Annotated in this window: 17 protein-coding genes and 3 pseudogenes; 5 read left to right on the plus strand and 15 right to left on the minus strand. The window is 58.4% G+C overall.

Features of this window, described 5'->3' with window-relative positions:
- Positions 1 to 43 precede the first annotated feature (43 nt).
- The 3 genes and pseudogenes from IVA79_RS10355 to IVA79_RS10365 form a co-directional block, all read right to left on the minus strand.
- A complete protein-coding gene (locus IVA79_RS10355; RefSeq protein WP_346658166.1) occupies positions 44 to 1,831 on the minus strand; it encodes a PQQ-dependent dehydrogenase, methanol/ethanol family in 1,788 nt (595 codons plus the stop codon).
- A gap of 971 nt (positions 1,832 to 2,802) precedes the next feature.
- Positions 2,803 to 2,934, minus strand: a pseudogene (locus IVA79_RS10360) (transposase domain-containing protein); the annotation flags it as partial.
- 622 nt (positions 2,935 to 3,556) lie between these two features.
- The gene (locus IVA79_RS10365) at positions 3,557 to 4,282 is read right to left on the minus strand and encodes an FkbM family methyltransferase (RefSeq protein ID WP_247552507.1); all 726 of its coding nucleotides are present in this window, start codon (positions 4,280 to 4,282) and stop codon (positions 3,557 to 3,559) included.
- Positions 4,283 to 4,797: 515 nt separating this feature from the next.
- On the opposite strand from IVA79_RS10365, the gene IVA79_RS10370 reads away from it, so the two are divergent.
- Positions 4,798 to 4,983 (plus strand): hypothetical protein, encoded by a 186-nt coding sequence (locus IVA79_RS10370; RefSeq protein WP_247552509.1) that lies wholly within the window; start codon positions 4,798 to 4,800, stop codon positions 4,981 to 4,983.
- Positions 4,984 to 5,076: 93 nt separating this feature from the next.
- On the opposite strand, the gene IVA79_RS10375 is transcribed toward IVA79_RS10370, so the two are convergent.
- From IVA79_RS10375 to IVA79_RS10385, 3 genes are all read right to left on the minus strand, one after another.
- Positions 5,077 to 6,783 carry an outer membrane beta-barrel protein gene (locus tag IVA79_RS10375; protein WP_247552511.1) on the minus strand — a complete coding sequence of 569 codons (1,707 nt, stop codon included), beginning with the start codon at positions 6,781 to 6,783 and terminating at the stop codon, positions 5,077 to 5,079.
- A gap of 512 nt (positions 6,784 to 7,295) precedes the next feature.
- Positions 7,296 to 8,834 carry an alkaline phosphatase family protein gene (locus IVA79_RS10380; RefSeq protein ID WP_247552513.1) on the minus strand — a complete coding sequence of 513 codons (1,539 nt, stop codon included), beginning with the start codon at positions 8,832 to 8,834 and terminating at the stop codon, positions 7,296 to 7,298.
- A 916-nt stretch (positions 8,835 to 9,750) separates the two neighbouring features.
- Complete coding sequence (locus tag IVA79_RS10385) at positions 9,751 to 11,151, minus strand: MATE family efflux transporter (protein WP_247552515.1); 1,401 nt, start codon at positions 11,149 to 11,151, stop codon at positions 9,751 to 9,753.
- Positions 11,152 to 12,422: 1,271 nt separating this feature from the next.
- On the opposite strand from IVA79_RS10385, the gene IVA79_RS10390 reads away from it, so the two are divergent.
- The gene (locus IVA79_RS10390) at positions 12,423 to 12,845 is read left to right on the plus strand and encodes a hypothetical protein (protein WP_247552517.1); all 423 of its coding nucleotides are present in this window, start codon (positions 12,423 to 12,425) and stop codon (positions 12,843 to 12,845) included.
- Positions 12,846 to 12,898: 53 nt separating this feature from the next.
- Here IVA79_RS10390 and IVA79_RS10395 read toward each other — a convergent pair.
- From IVA79_RS10395 to IVA79_RS10410, 4 genes and pseudogenes are all read right to left on the minus strand, one after another.
- Positions 12,899 to 13,605 (minus strand): annotated as a pseudogene (locus IVA79_RS10395) (porin); the annotation flags it as partial.
- A 41-nt stretch (positions 13,606 to 13,646) separates the two neighbouring features.
- Positions 13,647 to 14,009, minus strand: a complete 363-nt coding sequence (locus tag IVA79_RS10400) for a hypothetical protein (RefSeq protein ID WP_247552519.1) — start codon at positions 14,007 to 14,009, stop codon at positions 13,647 to 13,649.
- A 313-nt stretch (positions 14,010 to 14,322) separates the two neighbouring features.
- Positions 14,323 to 15,558 carry a HipA domain-containing protein gene (locus IVA79_RS10405; RefSeq protein WP_247552521.1) on the minus strand — a complete coding sequence of 412 codons (1,236 nt, stop codon included), beginning with the start codon at positions 15,556 to 15,558 and terminating at the stop codon, positions 14,323 to 14,325.
- The gene (locus IVA79_RS10410) at positions 15,551 to 16,135 is read right to left on the minus strand and encodes a helix-turn-helix transcriptional regulator (protein WP_247552524.1); all 585 of its coding nucleotides are present in this window, start codon (positions 16,133 to 16,135) and stop codon (positions 15,551 to 15,553) included. The genes IVA79_RS10405 and IVA79_RS10410 overlap by 8 nt, the downstream gene beginning before the upstream one ends.
- 261 nt (positions 16,136 to 16,396) lie before the next feature.
- Between IVA79_RS10410 and IVA79_RS10415 the strand changes: the two genes are divergently transcribed.
- On the plus strand, positions 16,397 to 16,714 hold the full coding sequence (locus IVA79_RS10415; RefSeq protein WP_247552526.1) for a DUF1778 domain-containing protein: 318 nt from the start codon (positions 16,397 to 16,399) through the stop codon (positions 16,712 to 16,714).
- 26 nt (positions 16,715 to 16,740) lie between these two features.
- Entirely contained in the window at positions 16,741 to 17,235 is a 495-nt protein-coding gene (locus IVA79_RS10420; RefSeq protein WP_247552528.1) for a GNAT family N-acetyltransferase, read from the plus strand.
- Between the two features lie 604 nt (positions 17,236 to 17,839).
- Here IVA79_RS10420 and IVA79_RS10425 read toward each other — a convergent pair.
- The 5 genes from IVA79_RS10425 to IVA79_RS10445 are packed head-to-tail and all read right to left on the minus strand — an operon-like array spanning position 17,840 to position 23,287.
- Complete coding sequence (locus IVA79_RS10425; RefSeq protein WP_247552548.1) at positions 17,840 to 18,676, minus strand: ABC transporter permease; 837 nt, start codon at positions 18,674 to 18,676, stop codon at positions 17,840 to 17,842.
- 42 nt (positions 18,677 to 18,718) lie between these two features.
- The gene (locus tag IVA79_RS10430) at positions 18,719 to 19,651 is read right to left on the minus strand and encodes an ABC transporter permease (protein WP_247552550.1); all 933 of its coding nucleotides are present in this window, start codon (positions 19,649 to 19,651) and stop codon (positions 18,719 to 18,721) included.
- On the minus strand, positions 19,651 to 20,649 hold the full coding sequence (locus tag IVA79_RS10435; protein WP_247552530.1) for an oligopeptide/dipeptide ABC transporter ATP-binding protein: 999 nt from the start codon (positions 20,647 to 20,649) through the stop codon (positions 19,651 to 19,653). The genes IVA79_RS10430 and IVA79_RS10435 overlap by 1 nt, the downstream gene beginning before the upstream one ends.
- Positions 20,646 to 21,656, minus strand: a complete 1,011-nt coding sequence (locus tag IVA79_RS10440; protein ID WP_247552553.1) for an ABC transporter ATP-binding protein — start codon at positions 21,654 to 21,656, stop codon at positions 20,646 to 20,648. The genes IVA79_RS10435 and IVA79_RS10440 overlap by 4 nt, the downstream gene beginning before the upstream one ends.
- Positions 21,657 to 21,697: 41 nt before the next feature.
- On the minus strand, positions 21,698 to 23,287 hold the full coding sequence (locus tag IVA79_RS10445) for an ABC transporter substrate-binding protein (protein ID WP_247552532.1): 1,590 nt from the start codon (positions 23,285 to 23,287) through the stop codon (positions 21,698 to 21,700).
- Positions 23,288 to 23,675: 388 nt separating this feature from the next.
- Here IVA79_RS10445 and IVA79_RS10450 point away from each other — a divergent pair.
- A pseudogene (locus IVA79_RS10450) lies at positions 23,676 to 24,874 on the plus strand (pyridoxal phosphate-dependent aminotransferase).
- The last annotated feature ends 3 nt before the right edge of the window (positions 24,875 to 24,877 follow it).

Below are 24,877 nucleotides of genomic sequence, written 5' to 3' on the forward strand. Positions count from 1 at the left end.
CGAAGTGGGGCGCGCTGGGCGCCCCACTTCACCAACCAGCGGATCACAATGCGAAAACGTAAAGCATAGAGCCCGGGGGGACCTTCTCCAGGCCCTTTGTGGAATCGAGGTTCCACTTGTCCCAGGCGCCGCCCAGCCCCACCAGAATTGCGATATATTGCTTTCCGTCGACCGAGAACGTCATGGGGGGAGCATTGACGCCGCCGCCGGTGTTGAACTCCCATACCTTGTTCAGAGTCTTGGCATCGAGAGCGTAGAGCTCTCCGGAGGGGTGGCCAGCGAATACCAGCTCCGGTGTTGCAAGTAGCCCGCCCAGCATTGGATACTTGGTCTCATACTTGCCCGTGATCTTACCTGTGGTCGCGTCGATAGCGGTCACGCTTCCTGTAATGGGCATCTTCACGACTGGACCACCCCCTGTGAAGAATTCACGAGCCTTCCAATCGCCAGGCTTGGTCTCCTTGTTATCCAACTCGTCACAGCTCTCGATGACCGGGATGTACCAGGTCTTCAAGTCCGGATGGTATGCGGTCGGCGGCCAGTTCTTGCCACCGTTATGTCCCGGACAAATGGTGACATGGATATTCTTCCGGTTCAGCGTCGCCTGAGGATCGTAGGTCTGCACCGCTTTGCCGGAATCATACTCAACCGGTTTTCCGGTCTCAGGGTTGATGCCCTTGGTCCAGGTCACCTTCTTGACGAACGGGGTGGCCCAAAGGAAAGAGCCGTCGGTGCGGTCGAGGGCATAACCGAAGCCGTTGCGATCGGCTTCAAGTACCACCTTGCGCGTCTTTCCCTTGAACGGAAGGTCGACGAGAACTCTCTCGGCAACACTATCATAATCAAATGGATCGTTTGGTGTGTGCTGAAAGTGCCATTTGACCTTGCCGGTGTCCGGATCCAACGCGAGGGTGCTATCAGTATAAAGGTTATCGCCTTGACGGTATTCGGAATCAAAATCCGGCCCGGGATTTCCGACGCCCCAGTAGATCAAGTGAGCTTGAGGGTCGTACGACCCAGTCACCCAGGTCGATCCCCCGCCCGTCTTCCACGCATCGTGGTCATCCTTCCAGGTTTCGTTCCCCGGTTCACCCTTTGCTGGAATCGTGTGGGTTCGCCACACTTCCTTTTGAGACTTCAAGTCGGTGGCAGCAATCCAACCTCGGATACCGTACTCGGCACCCGCGACACCAGTAATGGCCATGTTCTTGACGATTAAAGGCGCGCCAGTGATCACTTCGCCCTTGTCGGGATCGGCAACTTTGCGCTCCCAGGCGACCTTGCCATCGTCCTTATTGGTTGCAACCAAACGACCATCAAGGGTGTGGGAGATGACCAAATTGTCCCATAGTGCAGCGCCTCGATTGTTGACACCGCAACAAGCAATCGCGCCTGCCCAGTCGTGGTCGGTCTTCGGGTCCATTTTCCAGACCAGATTTCCGTTCCCGCCGTGGAGATCGATTTTGTAGACAGATCCCCACCCGTCGGTCACATACATGAAACCGTTCTCGACAATCGGAGTTCCTTCGAGACCGCCATGACCCCAAATACCGCCACCCTCGATACCGCCCAGAGCCATTGTCCAGGCAACGTGCAGCCACTTGACGGTATTGCGGTTGATCTGACTCAGCGGTGAGTAACGCTGCGCCGTGTAGTCGCGGTGGTGATGCAGCCAGTTGCTCGTTTCCTGCGTCGCATCGAGAAGCCGTGCTTCGTTCGTTTCATCGGCAGCAGCGGCCGCACTGCCGAGGACGCCTGCCATTAGGCCCATCCCCACGATCGTGCTGACGGCCTGCCATACTCCAACTCGCGCCCTGCTTACCTTGGACATCCCTTCACTCCTCTAGTGGTCAATTGTTTTGGTGATTGTGCTCGAACTCATTTGCTGCTCAGGACGATGGTCTAGACGCGGATCTGATCGCCTAAAGCCTCGACACTCATCTCCAGATCTCATCCAGATCGCGCGGTTGATGGCTTCAAGCCGAGCGATCGACAATTGTGGACAGCGATCGGTCCGGGCGGGCGCAGCACTTCCCCGCTTCAAGACGCGCAGTCTCGCAGCTATCCGCAGCAGTCAATCGGGTTGAATAGGGAGCGAGGCTCGTCGTTCGAATATCGATCGGCCGCGCAAAGGGACGCCTTTCGTCTGCCCTCCCATTCTTGTCTTTAGTCGTTTGAGCTCTTTCCGAGGAAAGCGCTAGCTTTTATGATACAGAAGCAGCGGCTTACAATCCCGTTCCGTGCTGATCAAAATCCATCAAAGGCAATTTGCGAGTCCAGCGATCAGGATATTGCACGCGAGGCGAATATCGGCACCATCACTATCGAGCAGGTTCTCAACGACCGCGCCCGTAAGGACCGACTTTGCCGAGAGGAGCAGCAGGGCCGCAAAGACTCTAGAATATGGCAACCGGCTATGCAGGCCTCACCGCGACGACCGCGCTCGACATATTTCGACGCCCTCTTCACCGAGCCGGCCTCATCGTTCTGGGCTCCAGATCATCCGGAATGCATCCCTGAAGCTGCATGTCGAGCGTGGAAGTCGTATATACGGGAAGCGCGCCGCCAGGTATGGGCCCTGGCATTTGAGAGTTCGGAATGGAGCCGGAGGAAACGCGCTAAAGCGGCAGCCAAGAGGAGCCATTCGATTGCAAGCCGACGTCCAACTCGTGATTGGTTGAGATTTGGACCGAGCCCAGACCGCCTCGTGTGCGTAAATGGCGTGACGACACCATCGGGAAGATCGCACGCTTCGATGAAGGTCGCGGAGATATCGGATTACGGTGGCCGGTCTGACGAGGATTAAGCAGCGGCCTTTTGCTGGCGCTGGCGCTCCGAATTCCAGGGCAGAAGTTCGTTGAGGCGCTTGGCGCGGCGGTCCTCTAACCGCGCGAGGACGTCGGCGAGCCAGGCGTGAGGATCGACGTCAATTACTGGGGGGACCAAAGTGTAGAAGTGCAGCGATCTCCCTCATTGGAATCCGAAACGTCCAGCAACCGCGACCGACGGATGGGCCGGATCTCCCGCTCAGCAGCTTTGTTTGGCACGAACAGCGCTCATCGTCGAGATGCGCGTCAGTGGCCCATCGCGTTAGGCGAGCTTTGCACGGCACCCCGCAGTCAAGCTTCATGCTACCATGTGTGGACGACTGCCTTCGGTTGCGCACGTATAGCTGCTCCTGTGGCGTCAGCCCATTGGTCTCGCGCTCGATGGCAAGCAATCACGATACGTTTGGCCGCCTCGATCGCGATGGGCGTATTTTGCGAGGCCACCTCTCCGGGGAGAAATCGAGATCGAAGGGGCTGTGCCGCGCAAGCGGCCCACCCGCAAACGTTGGTGCAACTCCGCTTCATAATCTCATTAGGAACGGCTCTACCTTTTGTGAAAGGATGTCAAGGCCGATCCTACCCTCGATCGAGGCGATCTATCATGCCGAGAATGCGACGCCAGCTCTGCTCGGAGAACTTAGAAGCCAAATAGGCAAGCGCTAACCCGCGATTGGAGCGGCATGGCGGGCGAGTCGGAGCGCCTCATCCGGGTGACTTGGGCGATTGCTCTAGGTCGCTCGCTCGAAGATGACGTTGATATCAGACCTTGCAGCAAGCCGGTATGATCTGCATTCCATCAGATTAATAATCCGAGCGCTGTTGCCCTTTAGAAAATGCTCACTCGGCTCACACTGGATGACGCTCGGCCTGATGCGCTCGTAGTCGATGGCCTTGACGAGATCGTGATCAAGCCCTTCGCAATCGATCGACAAGAAATCGATCTTGTTGGCATAGGGGGTCAATAGCTCATTGATACCGAGAGCACTTACCTCGATATGTTCTCGGATACCTCCTAGTCCGTCGAAATCGCCGAAACTTTTGACATGCGCTTCATCCAGTGAGGAAAGCTCATGCGCGTTTCCGATAAAGAGCGTGGCAGATGCTTGCGGAGCCGGCAAGACAACAGACGGCACGAGAACGTCTTTCGGGCGCACAGCCCTGATCAGTGCACCCAGTTCAGGATTGGGTTCGACTAGAACACCTCGCGCGCCTCTTTGGTACATAAGATACGTACTCGAGGTAGAAACAGGATGATTAGCGCCAATCTCAACATAGAACACACTGTCCCAAGTTCTTTGGCTTTTGTAGAGTCTTGCAGCCAAGATTCCTTCAACAATGACGTCTTCTCCGGCCTGTGCGTAGCTGACCGGGGCGAAATGCTCGATCCGAGAGTTTGGAATGTTCAGTCTTTCGATCTCTCGGTTTATGGACCTGTTTTCAAACTCGGACAACATGGGCAGGCTCACCCTCCAATGTAATGTGGGATCTTGGTAAGGCCGCCAGGATCGGTTTACTAGGGCGGCTCTTACTGATCATCGTAGCAATCGGCGTGCCATCCGTAGATATGATGCCCGCCTGCCTAATTGCCCCGCGTGCAGGAATGTCTCCTCGAATGGCCGCTACACTTTGTCGGGCTCGCGACATCCGCGCGATCAACGTCCATGATTGATAAACATGGAAGCTTAAGAGCACTATGAGGTACGAAACAGCGATGTCACATCGAAGAGCTCGCGGCTTGCGCTTCAAAGACGGACATGCAGTTAGAGCCATGTACAAACGCAGCTACGGTAGCGTTGCGGGCTATCCGGTGTGATAGAAAGTATTGCGGGCCCACCAGCTTCACGTCTCCATAGTGACCATCCCTACTCGCTCCGCGAGCTAGAGCCCAATTCGGTCGGCATCAAGAGGCCAGCCTCAGGATGGATCAAGTAGTGTCAGCTCGTCTTCTCCCAGCTACGGAGACTATTTCTTGTGCGCGGCGGCGGCCAAGACCGCCACCTGCAGTTCATCTGCCATTCGCCTGGCGCGCTCAATTGCGAAATTCGCAATTGAGATTGCTAGAACATCTGGCTTCGCGCCCGATAAGAAGGTTACAGCGCCGATCATCCTGCCGCCGCTGAAGGACGCCGGCTTTGACCTGATCGGGCGATCGTGATGGAGATCGGCCCGATCCATCCGCCGGCCGCGCTCAATATCTTCCGCGCCATAATGCCGTTCGAAGCTTAGAGCGAGGAGCAAGCAGTTTTGTTCAATATTTGTAGGAGCCCTGTAAGAACGTGCCCCATCGTTCCATGCGATAGTCCGCGGGAAAGGGGCCGTGGGTAACAGGAAAGTGGCCTGCCTCGGCTTGGGTGGAGAGTTGCATTCGCTGGTTTGGAGTCCACATGGCCCAATAACGGCCACCGACGCCGACGCTGAAGTTCTTGGTGATGAAGTAGGATAAGACTGCCTCGACCTGTACACCACCGCCACCACTCCCGCGTTGATCGGCGAAGGTCGTAAAATGGCGCAGCAGATGGTTGTCGCGCCCCTGGAAATCCGTCCAGGGCAGGTAAGCAACATCGGCACTCATGCGCCAACGATCAAGCAAAATGGTCTCAGCGCTAAGGCCGATGCGCAGCGCATTCCAATCAGTGTCTTGGCTGCCCACTATCCTTTTATCACCTGGCGCCAGACATGGAGCGTAGAGCGAGGCGATCTGAACGCAGCCTATCGTATCAGACTTATGGCCGTAGTAGCTCCAGCCCATAAACCCACCGACCTTGGAGGTGCTGCTGCGCAGGAAATCGTAGCCGGCATCGGCGGTGTAGTACGTGAACCTTCCGTTGGCCTGACCCGATATTGTGTTGCGATAAGGGAGCGGGTCCACGCCCCAATCTTCATCGTTCATATTTCCGCTGTTGAAGCGTCCGAACCCGATGTTGCCCTTCAGGAAGATCCCCCAGGGGCTGTCCAGCCGTTCGAACAACTCACCGGAGATCCCGTCCAGCCTATGATAGGTGAGCCTTGAAATCAGATCAGTATCCCCGACGTCCCATTGAAACCTTCCTCGGCTTAACCACAGCCGTGTGCCGCTTTCCAGCGACCACCCATCACCGAAGGCAATCGGCGACGCGCTGCCAGTCGGCTTTGTCGCGTATAGCGCCGTATCTGCCCATCCCGGCGTCCATGCGTCTGTGTTAAAATGGTAGTTCAGTGCAAGCTTTCCGACGTGATAACTACTGGACAGGCCCGTGGTGTTGGCGGGGACGGTTGCAAAGGGCGGACCTTGTAGAGTCGGAGGGGTCGCGGCGCTTGGTCCGTTGAATTTCAGATAGTCGTACTCTAGCGTCAAGGACCATGCGTTCGTGAGGGCTTGTTCGACGCCCAGGCCTATTGTGCCACCGACACGATCATAGTCGAAATGAGTGGCATTCTGTGGCGCCAAGCCAAATGGGCTAATTGGGCTACCGAATTCGTTGTTGTTGGCGACAACCCCGCTATTGTGCTGCCAGGCCAAGCCTCCCTTGAGATAAACAAGCGTTTGGCCATGCGGGCCGAACGCATACCCAACGCGACCCGTCCCGGTGACAAACACGCTTGGACTGGCGTTGCAGTTTGCGCTGATGACAGAGCTGGAGGCAGCAAGACAGGTGTTTTTACCGTCAGAGACAGCGCGACTAGCATCCAGTTCGACGCCAAAAACCCAGCGCTCCCTCTGCCAGTTGTAGCCGATCTGACCTCCAGCCAGGAACACAGGGGTGTCGACAACGTCCCCATAGAGTGACCGGCCATAGGGATCGCTGAATGATGTTCCCCCGTAACCCCCGCCGACGTGCCCGCCTATATATCCTCCGGTCCAGCGCCAGATGGCGGGTGGGACCTTCACTGCCGGCTTAAGATCGGCCGAATTAACGGCACCGCCTGCAACGAGCGCAGCTGTTGTGACGGCGTAAAAAAGAAGTTGGAATTGCATTTCGCCTCACGAACACAGAACGCGCGCCACCTTGCGACGAAGACCGAATGGCCGACGGCGCAGCTTCCACGGCGGTTGTGGTTTGCAGGATCTAGGCCAGCGGACCAATGCGCATTCCCTGCGGTTTTCGATCGCGGTGTTGTCTTCGCAACAAGATCGGTGAACTTTGAAGCAGGCTGCGCGTCCAGGATCGGACACGAAGCTCATGCTGCACAGCTTCGACCGATTGAATAAATGAATGCTGTTGCGAAGAGCCCTTCTCGTGCTCGAGGTCCCTGGCCCTGGCACCGCCCCCGGGCAGCGCCTGGCTCGTACGGAACGGACGGTACCTTTCTTCACAGCCTGCGATAGCAGGCTCCGGAGATCTTAAAACTGGAAAAACCGGATCGCCCAATACGTTCGGGAGAAGAGGGCGTTGCGTGTCCCGCTGAAGAGACTATCGCGACGAGAGACCCAGCCCGATCGCCCGTCCTACTTGCTTCTTACGAGCAAGAAGAAACGTTTCTGCGGTGTTACCCTCTGATGCGGCCTGCGGATCGATGCTCGATTTTTGTCAGGTTGCTGGGACGACCCACCACGTCAGCAGAATCAAGGTAGACCGCCTCACCGACGTGTACACGACGAAGCTGCTGGCGATATGGGCCGCTGCTGGTCTCGTATACCTTTTCGATCGTCCGAGGCACGTCCCCTCCCTCGTCGATGAAGACCTCAGTGAGGGCGCGACCCGTCATCGTTGCTGGCCGTGAGATGCCCAGAAGACTGAGTACTGTCGGCGCAAAATCGCAAATGCTTGAAGGGACTTTTGAGACGAAGCCGCCTTTGACGAGCGGTCCTGCCAAAATGCCGACAGACGACATTTCCTCGGTATGCAGCCCGCCATGCACTCCGAAGCCGACTTGCCCATCCGCACTCCAACTTCGACCGACAAGACCAAATGGATCGAGGCCGCCATCGGATCGAAACGAGAACAGGATATCTGCCGATCGGGCATGGTCGGCGAACACGAGATGACGGGCGAAGCTGCCGGGTGCAATGCCATCGACCGCGCCGCCAGCGGTGAACACCGGACCGCACCAGGGCCGTTCGATCATTGCCCCGACAGCGCGGCGGATAACGGTCTGCGAGGGCTCGGCGAGGTAAATTGCTCCGACCTGCCCAGGTATGACGATGGCGTCGATCCCAGCCGCCGGTGCCGGGCCGCAGCGCAGCCCCGCAGCCTCAAGCGTCTGCAAGAGATCGGCCCGCGCATGCACCGTCACGTGCCCGTGATCGGAGGCTGCGATCAGGTGCACGCCCTGGCACATGCCTTCAGCTTCCCACCAATCGAGCACGCGGCCAAACTGCCGATCGACAAAGCTGATCGCTTCCAGAGTTCTTGGCGCGCCGGTTCCACAATCGTGGGAGGAACTATCGGGTTCGCCGAACGAGAGAATTGCGACGTCGGGCCGAATTTGAGGCCAGATGACGTCGAGAAACGCTGAAGTCAGAAAGGCTTGAGAGGCAAGTTCCGGGGTGCCGGGGGGTGGCGTCGCAGGCGTCGGCCCAAGCAGGCTCTCCACCTGTCTGAGCATCTCGGCCGAGGTCGCGATAGAAGGGAAGTGGCCGGAGAGCGTCACCTGGCCGAACTTTCGGGCCTTATGGTTCAGCAGACGGGTTGCCCCCGCCGAGTTGGATGCCAGGACTGACAATGTCCTGCCGTTCGCCGCGAGGATCTCGCCAAGTGACGGCACACCGAGTAGATGGCCGTCGCTCGCGGCATCGAGGTCCTCGATCAGACGCGCATTACTTGTGTCGACCAAGCGCGGTGCCGGAAAGTGCCGGTCGAGATACTGATTGCCAACAATGCCGTGGCGATCCGGCGTTGCGCCCGTGATGAGGCTCGTGAGCGCTATCCGTGTTTCGCTGGGATAAACGGTGCGCTGCCGGGCCAGCACCGCACCGCGGCGCTGAAGCCTGACCAGATTCGGCGTCAGCGATGGTTTGACGAGATCCGGCCGAAGCCCATCAAATAGCACGATGAGAACCCGATACCGGTCCGGTCGGTTGAACATGATCGTAAGCTTTCGTCTAGCTGGGACGTAGCGGGTCGGCACCGGCCGGGGCTTGGCTGACCTGACGCAGCCCAGCGCCGTTGTCTTGGGGATGGACGCTGATCGCTTGCGCGAGGGTGATGCCGGTATGGAGCTCCCAGTCATGCCGACCAACGCCTGGCCGGCGTGCCGACCGGCACCGTGCCGGGATCAATGGCGTGCGAGCGCCAGCAGCTCTCCTCAGTCGTAGACTGGACCGGGTGAGATTGGACAGCGACTGCATCGCTAGCGGCTTCTGAGCGAGGACGTCAGGTGAGACATCCAACAAGCCAAGGGCAGCATTGCCTCGCAAACAAAAATAGCAAAGGCTTCGTCGAATCAAGCCTGCTCCGCGCAGTAGCCGATCCTGATCTGGTCGACATTGCGGTTGAGCCCGGCGTCGTGACTGCTGCTGCCGCGGATTGTGTGGCAGCTTGATTCCGGCGATTGCGATATATCGCGGGTGCTTGGCAGGAATTCCGCGGCTGCGGAGCTCGCAGTCAACCGTGGGCGTGTGGAAAGTCGTTATGCCCTGATTGAGAGTCATCGCGTCAGCGCGTTCCGCATGTGGCTGAGCCCCATGACCTGTCACAGCAACGCTTTCGAAGGGATGACCCGTTGAGCCATTCTGCCGGGGGTGACAAGTTGGAAAGCTCGCGAATTGCGAAGGACGCCTTGAGGAGTCCTACCAGCTCCCGAACAAGCTAACCACTTTGCGTATCGCTTTTTGGAACGGAATGATCGAATAACGCGATGCTAGGCGTCTCTTTACGCTTGCAGTCGCGCCATCAGCAGCAACGTCCAATTTTCAGCCAATCTCGAGTTTCGACCCGCTCGTATCGGCCAGTGCAAGTATCCTGGCATATCGTCGCCGCTTGGCATCAGCGATACGCCCGCATCAGTGAGCGCGGCTTGTCAAGTTGCGGAATCGCAGGACGAGAAGCGCCGCATAGATTGTCGTTCCGGTCGACAAGCCGATCCATATACCCGTGGCGCCAAGACAGACCTTCAAACCGAGCCAATAGCTGAGGGAAAAGCCGATCAGCCACCAACCAATGATCGCAAACAGAAGCGGCATTCGCGAGTCCTTCAGTCCGCGCAGGCCGCCTGCCGCAATGCACTGGACAGCGTCAGTGATAAACAGCGTTGCGCCGACCACGAGGAGCTCTGCAGCCAGGCTAATCGTTGCCGCCGAACCGGCCGATCTGCCCAGAAAGAGCTCGACGATCTCAAAACGCGCGGCGATCAGTGCGAGCGTTAACGATGCAGCTATCACAATACCGATCAGCATCGCTGCCAGATATGCCCGCTTGGCGCCTGCAATGTCGTTGCGGCCGGCCGCATAGCCAACGCGCACGGCTGCGGCCGTGCCAACGCCCACATAAATCATGAACAGGATCGCGGCGATCTGTACAGCGATCTGATGTGCGGCCAGTGCACTGGTGCTGATCAAGCCCGCCAGAATCGATGTGGCCCAAAATAGTCCCGACTCGATCCATGAAGCCATTGATATCGGCACACCGATTGCGATGAGCTGCCGCATTGTGCGCCAATCGAAACGCCAGAGATGTGCAAGTACATGGTAGTCACGGAACGGACGACGCAGTGCGGCGAACCACAAGCCGGCTAAAAACATGCTGCAGTTCACCAGCGTGGTCGCAAGTCCCGCCCCCAGCAGCTCCAGCCGAGGCAGTCCAAGCTTTCCGTAGGCCAGCATATAGACCAGCAAAGCATTCAGGGGAGTCGCTGATAGCGTAATCCACAAGACCGGCTGTGGTCGATTGACCGCGCCCATGAAACTGCGGATGGCCAAGAACGAAAGTGCCGGCGCGGCGCCGAATCCTAATCCGAAGAGGTATTGCTGAGCGAGCCGCGCCACATCCGGGGCTTGGCCCAACGCAAGCAGTATTTGCTCTGCTCGCAGCGCCACAGCAATAATTGGGAAAGACAGGATCATGGCCGCCCATAACCCCATGCGCAGCGCACCCCGTACCGTGGCTAAATTATTCGCGCCAAACGCCCGCGCCGCCATGGGCGTGATGGCACTTAGTAGCCCAGCGCCGAAGGCGAAGCTAATTAGATAGAACCGGCCTGCCAGCGCGGCCGCAGCAAGCGCCTCGGCGCTGATCCGACCGATCAAGGCAACATCAGTCGTCATCATCGCGATCTGCCCAACCTGCGTCAGCACCATTGGCCACGCGAGCTTCGCGATTTCACCAAGCTCGACAGCTGTAGCCGCCCGTCTCGTCAGTTCTGGGCGCAAATTCGATGTCGGCTTTGTCTCGGCTATTTTGTCCATGTCATCATGCTGCCGCTTGCCTCGGCGAGCGAAGCACTGCCTCTTTCACGAAAGCATCCACTTCCTGACGTGAACTCGTGGTCACTCCGCGATACTGGCTCAACTGCAGCCTCGTGCGGCCACAAGTTGATTGGCCCAAAATGGACCCCGGCTTGGCGCTGGGGCTTCGACCAGCGCGGCCAGGATTGTCGCATGTGATAAGTAGAGGAGAGCTTGCAGATGCCGTCTCAAACTGTTGGCCGATTACCACTCGCGCAATGGTGACGGCGCGCATCGGAGTCGAGCGAGGTCGATCAAGGAGCCGAAATCATGCGCGAGTCCCTGAGTTGATGCCAAAGGCTGGACGACCCGAACTCGGACCTGATCAAACCGATGAACTGAAGGCTCATCATCTCCTAAGCCATTCCTGCATTCCTGAGCAATCGATAGAGATTCCAACCCTTCAAGGCTCGTGCCAACTTGCGACACAGCTGGATGCTTGCTTTCATCCCAAACCGACCTGTCGGCGGATCGACAGAATGTCGTAAATAAGACGATCGGCATCGCACGTTCAGCCTGAGTGGGCGCAACGCACCACACAGTGAGTGACGATTTTCATCGGTTATGAAAACCTGCCGGGATGATCATCACGAGCTCTGAATGTTCGCGCTTGCTCGACTGGATCACAGATATCAATATGCAGTCATATCGATGAGCTGCGCGGCCTCGCTGACGGCCCGTCGAAGGCGAGCAGGGGATGGGTCTTGTCTGGGGCGAACCAGACTGGCATCTTCCCTGTCGTCAATCGCATCGTATTGGCTGAAAAGCTGGTGAACGGCATGAGCCATCGGTGCTGCTGACCAAAGTCAGCGGCTCCAATGTGCGCTGTTGACGCAAACGACTGTCTTGCCGTTGACTTCGAGCTCCTATTTCTGGGTGGGTCTAGTAGCGCTTGATGCAATTGCGGCATGCTCCATCGCGCACGACGATCTCGCACCCGTCGGCGATGCGATGCGCCAGCTTGCGGGTCGACTGCCGAGGCCACGAGAACATATTACGAAGGAAAGAGTCGGGTCCCGATCGGCAGTCTCGTGAGGCAACGCGCAGCTCGGCTCCGACAAGCAGCACGATTCCGAGCTGCGAGGGCACATGAACGCTCGAAAGCTGCATATGAAATGTGGTACTCTGGCCCCTTGGTTAGCCTACCCGGCAATTGAAAATCGATGATGTGCGCTACGTGCGTCGGGTAGCGCCGGCATTGTCTTGCTTTCATTGAATCGTTACGTGTTCACATGAGCTTTCAGCTGTCCATCCTCAAGATACTTGCCGGGCAGCCCGGCGGCCGAGCCAGTCTTGAACTCGTCAAACAGCACTTGGCGATCTTTTACACCAGCGGGCCCGAGTGGCCGGCGCGCATGAAGCGCATTGCGAGCCGCGAGCCGAACCTCGATATCTTCGGGCAAAGGCTGATCGAGCGGGAGGAAGGATATTGGATCATCACTGCGCAGGGACGAAAGATCCTCGAGAGGCTTGAGGTCCTTGACGCCGCTGAGAAGCTCGATCACTCTGTGGCGGAAGGCCAGCCCCAGGGAGAGGCCGAGAAGCAAGCGGGCGATGAGAGACTGCCGTTACCGGCTGCGCCGCCACGACCGATCGCTCGCAGGAAGCGTCCATGGCGCAAACGATTGTGGACGCGTGAGGGGCGCTCAGCGTGAGACGTACAGTTATGGGACAACCAACATCTGGAACGTGAGCGGCGAACGACTTGGTCCTGGGCCGAGAGCGACGCTGTGATGCCTTGGCCAAAGTCCGCGGTATAGGTGAACTGGTTCACGCCGGTAACCCAGCCGCCGCCACCGGGTAGATCGTCATATTCATTCGCCGGATAGTTGGTCCAAGGCGCGGAGAACTGCGAGACCGCCTTTCTTACGGTGAAGCCGGCGAACTGGATGAACGCGGAGTAGACGCCGAGCGATCCCTGTGCGATCGCTCCACTGCCCTGTCCTCCGGATACAGCTGCGTTATAGGTGGCTGCGCCTCCACCGTCGCCTATACCGGCACCCACGTAGCCACCCGATGTCCAGCTGAACACGCCTTGCAAGAAGGTGCGAACCGAACCGTGGTCGCTTGCAGTGCGCGTGTCGATATTCAAGCTCTCCCGCGACCGCCAGGTGTAGTAATTACTCAGACAGTTTCTGGCTCCCGCCACACCATTCGCTGCTGGGTCAAGTTGCTGTTGCTGTTCAAGACCAAGTCGGCGCGCAAGTAGCCACCGAGCTTGATGCATGTGTCCGTGCCGGGAATGTGGTAGAAGCCGGCGCCAGATAGCGCGCAAACCTTCACGTACTCGACCGCTTTAGCCTTAACGGGAAGATCAGCTGCTTGTGCAGCTTCCAACGCAAATAGGCCTGCCGCCGACGTCAGTACAAGCCGCTCGATCATTCGATATGGAGAGCTCAAATTTGAGACTGTCATTGCCCGATCCTCCAGGTCAGACCTTGTGCGGGCTTCGGAAACTAGTGCGGTCTGGCGAAAATGCCGCCGCCACTTTGGCCGAGACCGACGACGACATGCACGGTCGATTCGGACCTGCGCTTCTGATGTGCACGACCATCGCCTGAGACAGACACAAGACGTGCCATAAGTCGCGTTAGGCCTCGCGACAATGTTTTGTCGATCCGGTCGCGCAGCCAATCGCCGACGAGCGAGATCGACAAAGTCGTGAGAGAGATGACTAGGGAAGCGAGCACGACACAGCCGAGGATGACATGCCCTACCCAGCCGCGGAAGTGAGCGGCCAAAAGGCCAAGGGTGATGCCAAGAATCGCGCCGATCGACGTCGCCCCGAACGCAATGAGGAGGCTGATGCGGATGGACATGACCAGGCGCGCGAGCACGTCCCGGCCGAGCTCATCCGAGCCGCAGGGATGCGCAATGGTTCCACCCAGGCCAAGTGGTGCAGCGAAGCGATGATGAAGGTCAAGGCTGCATAATCACAACGAGCGCGATCGACCCGGGCGAACCAGCCCAAGGCGCTCTAGTCGCCTCACCTCGGTTGAGGTGCGTCACGGCGACCACAGGATGCGAAGACGTTATAGCCCCGACGCGAGAGAGACGGATCGTGAAGGGCAAGCCGTCCCGTACCGCCAATTTCGGTTGGCCTTCGAGTAGTGAAGAAACGAGAAGTCCCGTTTACCTTTTCTCTGATAGCAGGGCTAAGCCCGTCATGTGAGTTTCGATATTCTCCGCGATCTTTGTGTTTATGGGCAAGTCCTTTTTCGCCGCGGTCCATTCATCCCGGAACCGCGTCACCGTCTCGGACGCCGTATCGACGATCAGCTTCTCGGGAAGCCGCGCTTTCGCAGCAAGATAGCGGAGCTCGTCGAACGAGAACTCGCTCATCCGTTTGGTTCGGGCGTATTTGATCGCCGCGAAATCGTCCGCGATATAAGGAATGGTCGAGACAAAATCGTATGCGGGTGCGAGCGTAGCTGTTCTGCGGTCGGGATAGATCAGAGACCAGTTTTTTAGGTGCATGTCGGCGTTGCCGATGAGTGTATTGAACACTAGTCTGCGCACGAACTCCGCCGCTGCGTCGTCGCCCGCTTCGATGCCAATTACTGTCGCGATGGTTCGTGCGCTTGCACGTTTGTACTTCTCTTCGGGCCAGACGCCGAATACTTGCGCGAAGTCCTCGATATGAAACGGTCCGGCTTCTGTTCGGTCGAAGCGCCGGACCGCCAATGCCTGGCCCTTCAGATGACCGATGGCCTCGGGAAGTCCTTGGATCGCATCCAGATCGAGGAGCTGCACTTCCGGCACGTTCATTCCTAGCCTTGCCGCAAGCGTCATCATCGAGAATTCGTTTTCCGGCACGGCAGCATACCGCTCCGACGGAAGCTTCACGACCCACGAGCCGCCGACACCTTCTGCCGGGATGGTCAGGCCGCCGTTCTTCCCAGCGTTCTTCACCGCCGAAAATTTCAGTTGCACACCAGCGAGGGAGAACCTCAGTACGTTGCTCGGGCGCTTACTTCGAGCTTCATCGGCTTGCCTGTCTTCACTCGGGGGCAGCGCTTCGCCGTCTGCCGGACGGATCGTCAGCGCGCCAGGCAGGTCCTGACCCAAGACCCACAGCAGGAAGAACTCGCGCTTCTCGTTCACCCCTGCCTGTTCGGCAAGATAGTCACGAAGAGGGCCTTCCGGCAGCAAGTTTGCAAAGAACTGCGGCACTCGCGTGTTTGTAGGCGGAATGTCCGTCAGCAGCTTCCCAAACTGGTCCTTGAAGGAGAGGCTCAGCGTGGGTCGTTCAGCATTGTCGATGTACGTCTTGTTGAAGGCGAATAGCGTTCTGGTTCCTTGGACGAGTGTCAGGGTTCCGATTTTCTCCCCATACAGCAGAACATCGAGAACGGAAACGTCAGGCATCGTCCTCCTCCTCGTCGAGTGCGTAAGCCGGGCGCGGCGCTTCCGGCAAAGCGTGGGCGATGCGGTTGCGCAACTCTCTCAATTGCTTTGAGGCGCTCTGGATCATTGCTAGCGCGTTCGACCCCGTTGGCAGCTTCATTAACCGGTCGGTGATGCGCCGGATCGCTTCAAGTTCTGAGCTTCCGAGTTGGAAATTTGCGAGTTCGCGTAGGGCTTGGTTCAGGCCTTCCAGGCCCGGCGCATTTTGATGCAATCGATTTAGCCTGGTTACGGCTGCCTGCGCGCGGTTCAGCACGCTCGAGCGCAAGCGCGCGTCATCGGAAAGTGCAGACGAAGCGTTCCGGACGATAGCCTCGACCGCCGGCAAAAGCTTGCGCGGCACCAGAACCACTTCATGGTCGAGCGCGCGCGCGAGCTCGACAAAGCTGGAGAGCCTCAGATCGGCGCCGCCGCTTTCGATTTTGGAAATGTGACTCTGCGGTACTCCGATCCGAACGCTGAGATTGCGCTGACTCAAGCCGATGGTCTCCCGGGCCGTCCGGAGGATATGCAGAAGTTCGTCAGTAGAGTAGGCCATGATATGCCCCGGCGTATCAGATCGATCAATTGATATAGTTTTATATATCACGAACCCAAAATTGGTTGCAAGTTCGATCTGTAAAAATAGATCATCACTGGCGAACGATCTGCTATAATAGATCGACGGAGCTCGGTCAGGGCAAAAGGATTTGAACCCTGCGACCTGGCGGAAGTTTTCAGGAACCTCCTGAACCGTGTTGACGTTGTGTGCACAAATGCAATATAAAGAGGTCCAGAGAGACAGTGAGGAGTAACCGCAATGGAAGCAGCAGTACTGGAGCGCCCTAGGGCGCGGGTAAGGTCGCGCCGCGTCCGGAGCGAAACCAATATCCACATTCGTGCTACCGCACAGGTAAAGCATCTGATCGATACTGCCGCCGTTGCAGTCGGTAAGACGCTTAGCGAATTTATGCTGGATAGCGCGCGGCAACATGCCATCGATGTGCTTTTGGATCAAAGATTGTTCGTTCTCGATCCAGAGAAGCACGACGCCTTCTTGAATGCGCTTGATAATCCGCCTCCGGCCGGAACCAAGTTGAAGGCACTGATGAAGCGTAAGCCGCTTTGGCAGAAGTAATCGAACATCCGGGGAAGCGTGCGGGCATGACAGCCCCCACGCTTCTCAAGCCTACGCACGACTTCAGCCGTTTTGACTGTGGCAATGAAGCGCTGAACGATTGGCTCAAAAACCGCTCTCTCGAAAGCGAGGGCAAAACTGCTCGCACATACGTGGTGTGTGAGGACAATGTAATCATTGGCTATTACTGCATAGCATCTGGCAGCGTTGAACGGGCAGCGATCCCAAAGCCTCCGATGAAAAGGCATGGCCTGCCAAATCCAGTGCCTGTCGCCATCATAGGACGGTTGGCGCGCGACATTACCTATAAGGGTAAAGGTCTTGGCCAAGACCTGCTTCAGCACGCGCTACATCAAATCGTACACGCATCAGAAACGATCGGCATCCGCGCTATTCTGGTGCATGCCATCGATGAAAAGGCCGCCGCCTTTTGGAAGGAGGCCGAATTTATCGAGAGCCCGATCGGATCAAGAACGTTCTCTCTCCCGATAGAAACGGCAATTGACGCCATGCCCTCGTAAGGCTGCGTCATATTCAAACTGACCCATTACCTCCCATTCAGCCATTGATGAAAAGCAACGCAAGGCGCGCCCGGCCAGAATACCGAACAACCGCGATGAGCGCCACGAGTCGCGTGGCATGCGCCAAGCCTCGAGAAGGCTGGCATTGTGCAGTTCTCGACCGGCAATTTTGCGCAAGGCTTCACTGGTTCTTTCGCATCGAGCCCCACTCATAATGCGAAAAGCTTGTCGAAAGAACAGGACCGGCGCAGGTTGTGGCTACAACAGCATGTAAATCGAGATCGAGGTCGGCACGAAGCAAACTCGCTTTGCTGCACGTTCAAGCCACCTGAGCGGTATTGTTGATGAAGATTCATTGTCGAACTGATACGCACGGAAAGGAACAAGCCCGGCTGGTGAGACACGCGTCTTCAGGTTACCAGCCAGGAAACTCCAAGCCGAAGCGGACGCCTCGCGCTCCTCTTACCTCGCCATTGCGAGAACAGATCACCTTGAGACGTGAAAGATCCGACGAAGGCATGAACTTCTCTGCTATGTTGCCGAAAGAGTATGATCGTCAGCCATGCGAGCAATGAGATATCTCTGATCTCGCTGTTTCAAAGTCTCACGATAATGTTTTGTCGATCCGGTCGCGCAGCCAATCGCCGACCAGCGAAATCGACAAAGTCGTAAGCGAGATGACGAGCGAAGGGAGCACAAGGATCCAGGGAGCACGGGTCAAATAGTCACGACCATATCCGACCATATTGCCAAGAGAAGTCAGAGGCGGCTGCACACCAAGTCCAAGGAAGCTAAGGCCGCTCTCGAGCAGAATGATGTCCGGAAAGGCGAGCGTCATGGTGACGATCAAGGTCGAAGCGATGTTCGGCATGATGTGGCGCAGGTAGAGACGCCATGGACTTGCGCCAAGCTGGCGTACGGCGATCACGTAGGCTTGCTCGTTGGCACTCATCGCGAGCGCGCGGGTGACGCGGGCGTAGCGTTCCCATCCGTGGAGACCGATGAGCCCCACGAAAAGGAGCAAAGAATTGCCGAAGAAAGCAAGCACCGCGAGCGCCAAAACGAGAAAGGGCATGCTTGCCTGAAAATCGACACAGCCGAGAATGAGCTGCTCTACCCAGCCCCGGAAGTGAGCAGCCAAAAAGCCAAGCGTGATGCCAAGGATGGCGCCGATCAAGGTCGCCGCGAAAGCAATAAGGAGGCTGATGCGAATGGATATGACTAGCCGTGCCAGTACGTCCCGGCCGAGCTCATCTGAACCGAAGGGATGTGCGATGGTTCCGCCGAGGCCAAGAGGTGCAGCGAGGCGATGATGAAGGTCAAGGGCTGCATAGTCATAAGGAGCAAGGTAATCTGCAAATATCGCGACGAGAAGCATGAGAAGCAGCCAGGTCACCGCTATTCCGATCGCGCGGTCGCGCCACCACCACACCTTTCGCATCTTTGAGGAGGGCAGAACCTGGTCTGCGAAAATGCGCGACACTTATCGCCTCCCAGAGCGCAACTGGCGCAAACGTGGATCGAGCATGCCATAGAGCAGATCGATCGTGAGATTGGTGGTAATCATGGTGGCGGCCACGACGAGTAGGATGCACTGGACGACAGCCAAATCGCGACTGGCGACTGACACGACCAACAGGCTGCCAAGGCCTGGCCACGAATATACACTCTCCACGAGCACCGTTCCCGCGATGAGATTGCCGACCATGAAGCCGACGATGGTCAGCACTGCTATCGCGGCGTTGGGCAGAGCGTGACCGGTCACGACGCTGGCCCAAGGCACGCCCTTGGCGCTGGCCGCACGAATATAGGGCTGTCCAAGCACCTCGAGCATGGCGCTGCGGCTGAATCGCGCCAAAACGGCCGCGCCGCCCAGACCGAGCGTGATGACGGGCAGCACCACATGGTGCCAAGTGCCGGCGCCGCCGGAGGGGAACCAGGGGAGCTCGACTGCAAAAGCGAGTATGAACAGGAGGCCGAGCACGAAAGATGGCACAGTGAAGCCCACGACCGCAACCATCATCACCAATCGATCCCCCAGACTATCCCGCTTGAGGGCCGCGTAGATGCCGGCCGGAATGCCGATCATCAGATTGAGGATCAGCGCCGGCGCAGTCAGCATCAAGGTGACCGGAATCCGCTCGCCAACGACGGTAATCGCGGCACGTCCGTCGCGCATCGATTGGCCGAGATCGCCATGAACGACCGCGAAGAGGTATTTGACGTATTGCACCCAGAGTGGTGCATCGAGCCCCCAGGCCTTTCGGAAGGCCTCCACCGCTTCCGCCGGGGTTTCCGGCGATAACAACGCCAGGGCGGGATCGCCAGAGGCGCGCAGCACCACGAATGCGAATGTAACCACAACTCCGATGGTCAGGAACGCGCGTGCGAAGCGGACCAGAATAAAGCGCGCCATCATGTCTCCTTGTCGAGTTCGGCACCATGATCGCCAATCAGATGGCAGGCGACGCGACGCCCGTCAGGCGCGGATCTGAGCTCTGGAGCGAGCCGCGCGCAAAGCGGAAGAGCGACCGGACAGCGAGGATGAAATGCACAGCCGTCCGGTCGCGCAGCCGGATTGGGCGGATCTCCTTGAAGGATGGTGCGAGAGCGATGTCGGCCGGGCCTTGGCACCGCGGAAATGAGCGCCCGCGAATAAGGATGCAAAGGATCCAGAAGAACCGCCTCAGACGATCCTTCCTCGACGATGGTGCCGAGATACATCACAGCAATCCGATTGCTGATCAGCCGGACCACTCGCAAATCATGGCTGATGAAGATCATCGCCATGCGTCGTCGCTCCTGCAGGTCCCGCAGAAGATTGATTACTTGCGCCTGGATTGAGACGTCGAGTGCCGATACTGGCTCGTCGCAGACAAGGAGATCCGGATCGGTGGCCAGCGCACGAGCCAGGACGCCACGCTGGCGCTGGCCGCCCGAAAGCTCATGCGGAAAGCGCGCAAGGTGGTCGGTCCTGAGCCCCACATCTGTAAGAAGCGCATTGACCCGCCCCTCTCGTTCCGACTTGCTGCCAAGCCGGTGAATTTGGAGCGGCTCGGCTATTTGCGCGCCGATCGTCAGGCGGGGATCGAGCGCAGCTAGCGGATCCTGGAAAACCATTTGGATTCGCATCCTAAGGCGGCGCCATCGACTATCGCCGATAGCGGGAAAAGCTTCGCCGCCGAAGGTCACCTTGCCGGCATCCGGCCGGTCCAGGCCGATCAGGAGCCGGCCCGCAGTCGACTTGCCGCAACCGGATTCGCCAACCAGTCCGAGGGTCTCGCCGGGAGCGAGCTGCAGGGAGAGCCCATTGACCGCCTGGACTATCGCTGGAGGTTGGAAAAGGCCCTGCCGCAATCGATAATTTCGGACAAGCCCGTCTGCTTGGAGGATCTGCGGAGCAGCCCCGGTCATGCAGCCACGACCTCGCCCGCGGGCCGTTCGCTCGTGACATGCAAGCAGGCAGCCCTGTGTCTGATGTCGCCATCCAGCGAGGCGAGCTCAATTGCCCATTCATGACAGCGTCCGATCCGCCGATTGCATCGAGGGGCGAAAGGACAGCCTGGCGGAAACGCGGCTGCGTTTGGCACGACACCGGGAATGGCTAAGAGGCGTTGCCGCGGCCCATCCAGGCTTGGAAGAGCCGCAAGAAGACCCTTCGTATATGGGTGGGCAGGTCGGTCGAAGAGACTGTCGGCGGGCACTTCTTCGACGATGTGCCCCCCGTAAAGGACCATGACACGTTCGCAGATCTCGCTGACGACACCGAGATCATGCGAGATTAGGACCAGCGCCATGCCCGTCTCGCGCTGGATTTGCCGCAGAAGCTCAAGGATCTGCGCTTGAATTGTGACATCCAGGGCGGTGGTAGGCTCATCAGCGATCAAGATGTCGGGCTGTCCTGCAAGTGCCATGGCGATCATGACGCGCTGGTTTTGCCCCCCGGAGAATTCGTGGGGATAGGCGCCAAGCCGGCGCGCTGCATCGGGGATGCCGACCTGGTCGAGCAGACGTCGCGCTTCGGCCTGCGCCGTGCGGTGATCCATGCCACGATGAAGCCGCAAGGACTCGATGATCTGATCGCCCACCCTGTGCACGGGATTAAGCGCGCTCGCCGGGTCCTGGAAGATCATGGCGATCTGCCCGCCCCGCACCTTGTCCAGGCGAGAGGCTGGTGCATGGAGCAGTTCCTCTCCAGCCAGGCGTACGCTACCCGTTACTTTAGCGCGCTGCGTCAACAGTCCAAGCGCAGCAAGCCATGTCACCGATTTGCCGCAACCGCTTTCACCGACCATGCCCAGCGACTCGCCGCGCGCGAGCGTGAGATTGATTCCGCGCAGCGTCGGCACACCGTCGAACGCGACACATAAACCTGCGATATGAAGAAGCGCTTCCCTGCGAGGCCCCTGCTCTTCCCTCATCAGAGAGGCCGCATCCGCTTTAAGCCGATTCAAGGTGTGCGTCATCGCGATTCTGTCCGGATCAGAGCTCTGTTGAATGGGCCGAAATTGAGGTCGAGCGTCAGTCCCGGCAGCCATGGCACATCGCGGCGCTTGCCATAGAACTGACCTGAGACGTGCAGGATCACGCAAGGGGGATCGACCTCGTTGATGATCTCGAGCATGCGGCGGATAATCGGCCGGCGCTGTTCGCTCTGCACGGTGTCCAGGAGCTTGGCGCCGAGCGCAAAATATTCCTCGTTCCTCCAGACTCCGATCGATCTTGGCAGGGTGCCGCTGGGTCCGAATTCACGCCAGGGATGACCAAGATGATCCAGAAACAGCGCCGTATTTGACGTATCGAAGATGGCACGCACCGGCTGGCGCTGAACTTGCGCGAAGTTTTCCATCATCTGGATCTTGACGTTCAGGCCAACCGCACGCCACATCTCGATCATGATCTGCGCGCCAGAGACCTGATTGGGGTAATAATTGTTGAGCAGACGATAGGTGATCTGCTCTCCCTTGTAGCCAGCATCAGCCAGCAACTCCTTGGCTTTGCCGGGATCATAGGCGAGCGAGGGGAATTCGTGGATGTAGCCTTCCCCGTAGCTCGGGAGCTGATAGCCGTTCGGAATGGGGACCCGGTTCTCCCACAAGCTTTGCACGATCAGCTTGCGATCGAGCGCAAGGCTCATCGCACGGCGAACACGCACATCCTTCAGAATGGGATCAGTCTGATCGAGGGCGAGCGAGCGGATATTCTGCACGGCACCACCCACGATCTCGAGATCAGCGCGCTTCTGGATGCCCGCGAACTGGTCGGGCGGAATGTCAGTGGCAATGTCGAGCTCGCTGGCGAGCAGGCCGTTCACGCGCGCGGAAAGCTCGGGAATGATACGGTATTCGATGCCATCGAATGGCGGCCGCCCGCCCCAATACGCATCGTGGGCGCTCAATGAGACACGAATATCAAGCTTGTGATCGACGAGCTTATAGGGACCGCTTCCGACAGGGGCAGTGGTCCAGCGCTCCCACGAGCCCGCTGCCAGGAACGCGCGCTGGCTCACGATCTCAGATCCCCAAGCAGCCAGACGCTGCTCGAGGAGGGCGTCGCTACCCTTTGCATGCACAATGACAGTGTAAGGATCGACGATTTCGACCTTCTCGAGCCGATCAAGCGACTGAAGCGCCTCGGACATGCCGCTGCGTCCAGGTCCCAGCAGATGGTCAGGACCAAGGCTAAAGGCAACATCTTCAGCCGTCAAAGGCGCCCCATCGTGGAAAACGACTTCCTTGCGCAAGAACAGCCGCACCGACTGCGCGTTGATCCGCTCCCAACGCTCGGCCAAGCCCGGCCGTAGCGTCATGTCGTGAGCATGCTCTACTCTGATCAGCGTATCAAAAAGCTGCGGCACGACCCGACGAATGGCAGTATCGGTCGCGATAACCGGGTCGAACGATCGCGGAAATCCGGACATGCCGACTTTGAGGCGGCGACGCGGCAATGTCTTAGGCTCACTCTCCACAGCGCCGGCGCCTGTGCTGGCTACCACGCTTGCGGCAAGGCTACCTGCGATGGCTTGCCGTCGCGTCAGATCGATACGGGTCATCACCGCCTCCGCTTCCACGTTCATTGATGCGAATGCCAGCCCGCGATTTGTTCGACCGGCACAGACTCTCGATTCCCGAAATCGAGCGCTTGTGTTGCTCAATTTCGCGATTGTGCGCGAGCTTAAAAGCCTGAACTGCTACGCCAGAATGACACACATCGAATAAGTCGATGTGTGCTTGCAACTATGCGATGATCGGCAGGCCGATGATGAGGAGGGGCTGAGACGCAAACTATTCGTGCGAGCGCCCAACAGAGCCGCACGAAAAGCGCTACGGTTATCGTAATCTTCGATGATTATATCCAAAGCCGCGATCACCTGGCTCGTCTGGCCGTTCGAGTTCGGATAGATCCCCATTCGCTCATTCGAACGCGTAGGATATTGTGTCTTGTCTCTCGTTTCAGAACGGCTCAAGGTCGTCCGTCCCTCTCAAACCAAGGTCATGACGGCTCCCGCTGCCGAGCTGCGAGATCAGGGAACCGATGTGATCACGCTCAGTCAAGGCGAGCCGGATTTCGATCCGCCGTCCGTCATCTGTGAAACTGGCATCCGGGCCATCCGTGCCGGGCAGACGAAGTACACGGCGGTCGCCGGAACAAGCAATTGCGGGCAGCAATTGGCGAGAGCCTCCGTCGCGATCATGGCCTCAACTGCGGTATCGACCAGATCACGGTCGGCTGCGGCGCCAAGCAGGTTGTGTTCAACGCTCTATTTGCCAGCCTCGATCCGGGCGATGAGGTTGTGATCCCGACGCCATGCTGGGTCTCCTACCCCGACATGGTGGCGCTTGCGGGCGGCAAGCCGGTGCTCGTGGCCTGCAGTGAACGCGATGGCTTCAAGCTGCGCCCCGAAGCACTAGAAAAAGTGATCACGCCGCGCACCAAATGGTTGATGTTGAATTCGCCATGCAATCCGACCGGTGCGGTCTACAGCCGAAGTGATTTGCTCGCGCTCGCGGCGGTATTGCGCAAGCATGCCCAGGTGCATGTGCTATCCGACGACATCTATGAAAAGCTCACCTATGACGCCGACTTTGCAACAATGGCCGCAGTCGCGCCGGACCTGTGCGAGCGTACCTTAACGGTCAACGGGGTGTCCAAGGCAGACGCGATGACCGGCTGGCGCGTCGGCTACGGGGCCGGGCCTTTGGCGCTGATCAAGGCCATGAACCTCATCCAGGGCCAGACCTCTTCGCACACCAGCTCGGTTTCTCAATATGCCGCGCTCGAAGCGCTGTCAGGGAGACGGGACCATATCAAGGAGTTCGCGCGCGCATTTCTAGAGCGACGCGATCTTGTGATCGCCAAGCTGAACCAGGCCAAGGGGCTCGCTTGCCGCGTCCCGGACGGTGCCTTTTATGTTTTCCCCTCCTGCGCGGGGGTCATTGGCAAGCGCACACCCGACGGCAAGATGTTAGATACCGACAGTGATTTTGCCATGTATCTGCTTAACGCCTTCGCCGTGGCTGTCGTTCCTGGCAGCGGCTTCATGGCTTCGCCCTATATCCGCATCTCCTATGCTTCCTCGCTCCAGGACCTCACGCGCGCCTGCGACCGGATCATCGCCGCCTGCGCGAGCCTTTCCTAAAAG

It is taken from the genome of Bradyrhizobium sp. 138 (assembly GCF_023074075.1).
GTDB lineage: Bacteria > Pseudomonadota > Alphaproteobacteria > Rhizobiales > Xanthobacteraceae > Bradyrhizobium.

What these genes read in the sequence shown, in the direction of transcription:
- IVA79_RS10355 (WP_346658166.1), bottom strand. Translation starts at nt 1,831, where the DNA reads ATGTCCAAGGTAAGCAGGGCGCGAGTTGGAGTATGGCAGGCCGTCAGC.
- IVA79_RS10365 (WP_247552507.1), bottom strand. Translation starts at nt 4,282, where the DNA reads ATGTTGTCCGAGTTTGAAAACAGGTCCATAAACCGAGAGATCGAAAGA.
- IVA79_RS10375 (WP_247552511.1), bottom strand. Translation starts at nt 6,783, where the DNA reads ATGCAATTCCAACTTCTTTTTTACGCCGTCACAACAGCTGCGCTCGTT.
- IVA79_RS10380 (WP_247552513.1), bottom strand. Translation starts at nt 8,834, where the DNA reads ATGTTCAACCGACCGGACCGGTATCGGGTTCTCATCGTGCTATTTGAT.
- IVA79_RS10385 (WP_247552515.1), bottom strand. Translation starts at nt 11,151, where the DNA reads ATGGACAAAATAGCCGAGACAAAGCCGACATCGAATTTGCGCCCAGAA.
- IVA79_RS10390 (WP_247552517.1), top strand. Translation starts at nt 12,423, where the DNA reads ATGAGCTTTCAGCTGTCCATCCTCAAGATACTTGCCGGGCAGCCCGGC.
- IVA79_RS10400 (WP_247552519.1), bottom strand. Translation starts at nt 14,009, where the DNA reads ATGTCCATCCGCATCAGCCTCCTCATTGCGTTCGGGGCGACGTCGATC.
- IVA79_RS10405 (WP_247552521.1), bottom strand. Translation starts at nt 15,558, where the DNA reads ATGCCTGACGTTTCCGTTCTCGATGTTCTGCTGTATGGGGAGAAAATC.
- IVA79_RS10410 (WP_247552524.1), bottom strand. Translation starts at nt 16,135, where the DNA reads ATGGCCTACTCTACTGACGAACTTCTGCATATCCTCCGGACGGCCCGG.
- IVA79_RS10415 (WP_247552526.1), top strand. Translation starts at nt 16,397, where the DNA reads ATGGAAGCAGCAGTACTGGAGCGCCCTAGGGCGCGGGTAAGGTCGCGC.
- IVA79_RS10420 (WP_247552528.1), top strand. Translation starts at nt 16,741, where the DNA reads ATGACAGCCCCCACGCTTCTCAAGCCTACGCACGACTTCAGCCGTTTT.
- IVA79_RS10425 (WP_247552548.1), bottom strand. Translation starts at nt 18,676, where the DNA reads ATGCGAAAGGTGTGGTGGTGGCGCGACCGCGCGATCGGAATAGCGGTG.
- IVA79_RS10430 (WP_247552550.1), bottom strand. Translation starts at nt 19,651, where the DNA reads ATGGCGCGCTTTATTCTGGTCCGCTTCGCACGCGCGTTCCTGACCATC.
- IVA79_RS10435 (WP_247552530.1), bottom strand. Translation starts at nt 20,649, where the DNA reads ATGACCGGGGCTGCTCCGCAGATCCTCCAAGCAGACGGGCTTGTCCGA.
- IVA79_RS10440 (WP_247552553.1), bottom strand. Translation starts at nt 21,656, where the DNA reads ATGAGGGAAGAGCAGGGGCCTCGCAGGGAAGCGCTTCTTCATATCGCA.
- IVA79_RS10445 (WP_247552532.1), bottom strand. Translation starts at nt 23,287, where the DNA reads ATGACCCGTATCGATCTGACGCGACGGCAAGCCATCGCAGGTAGCCTT.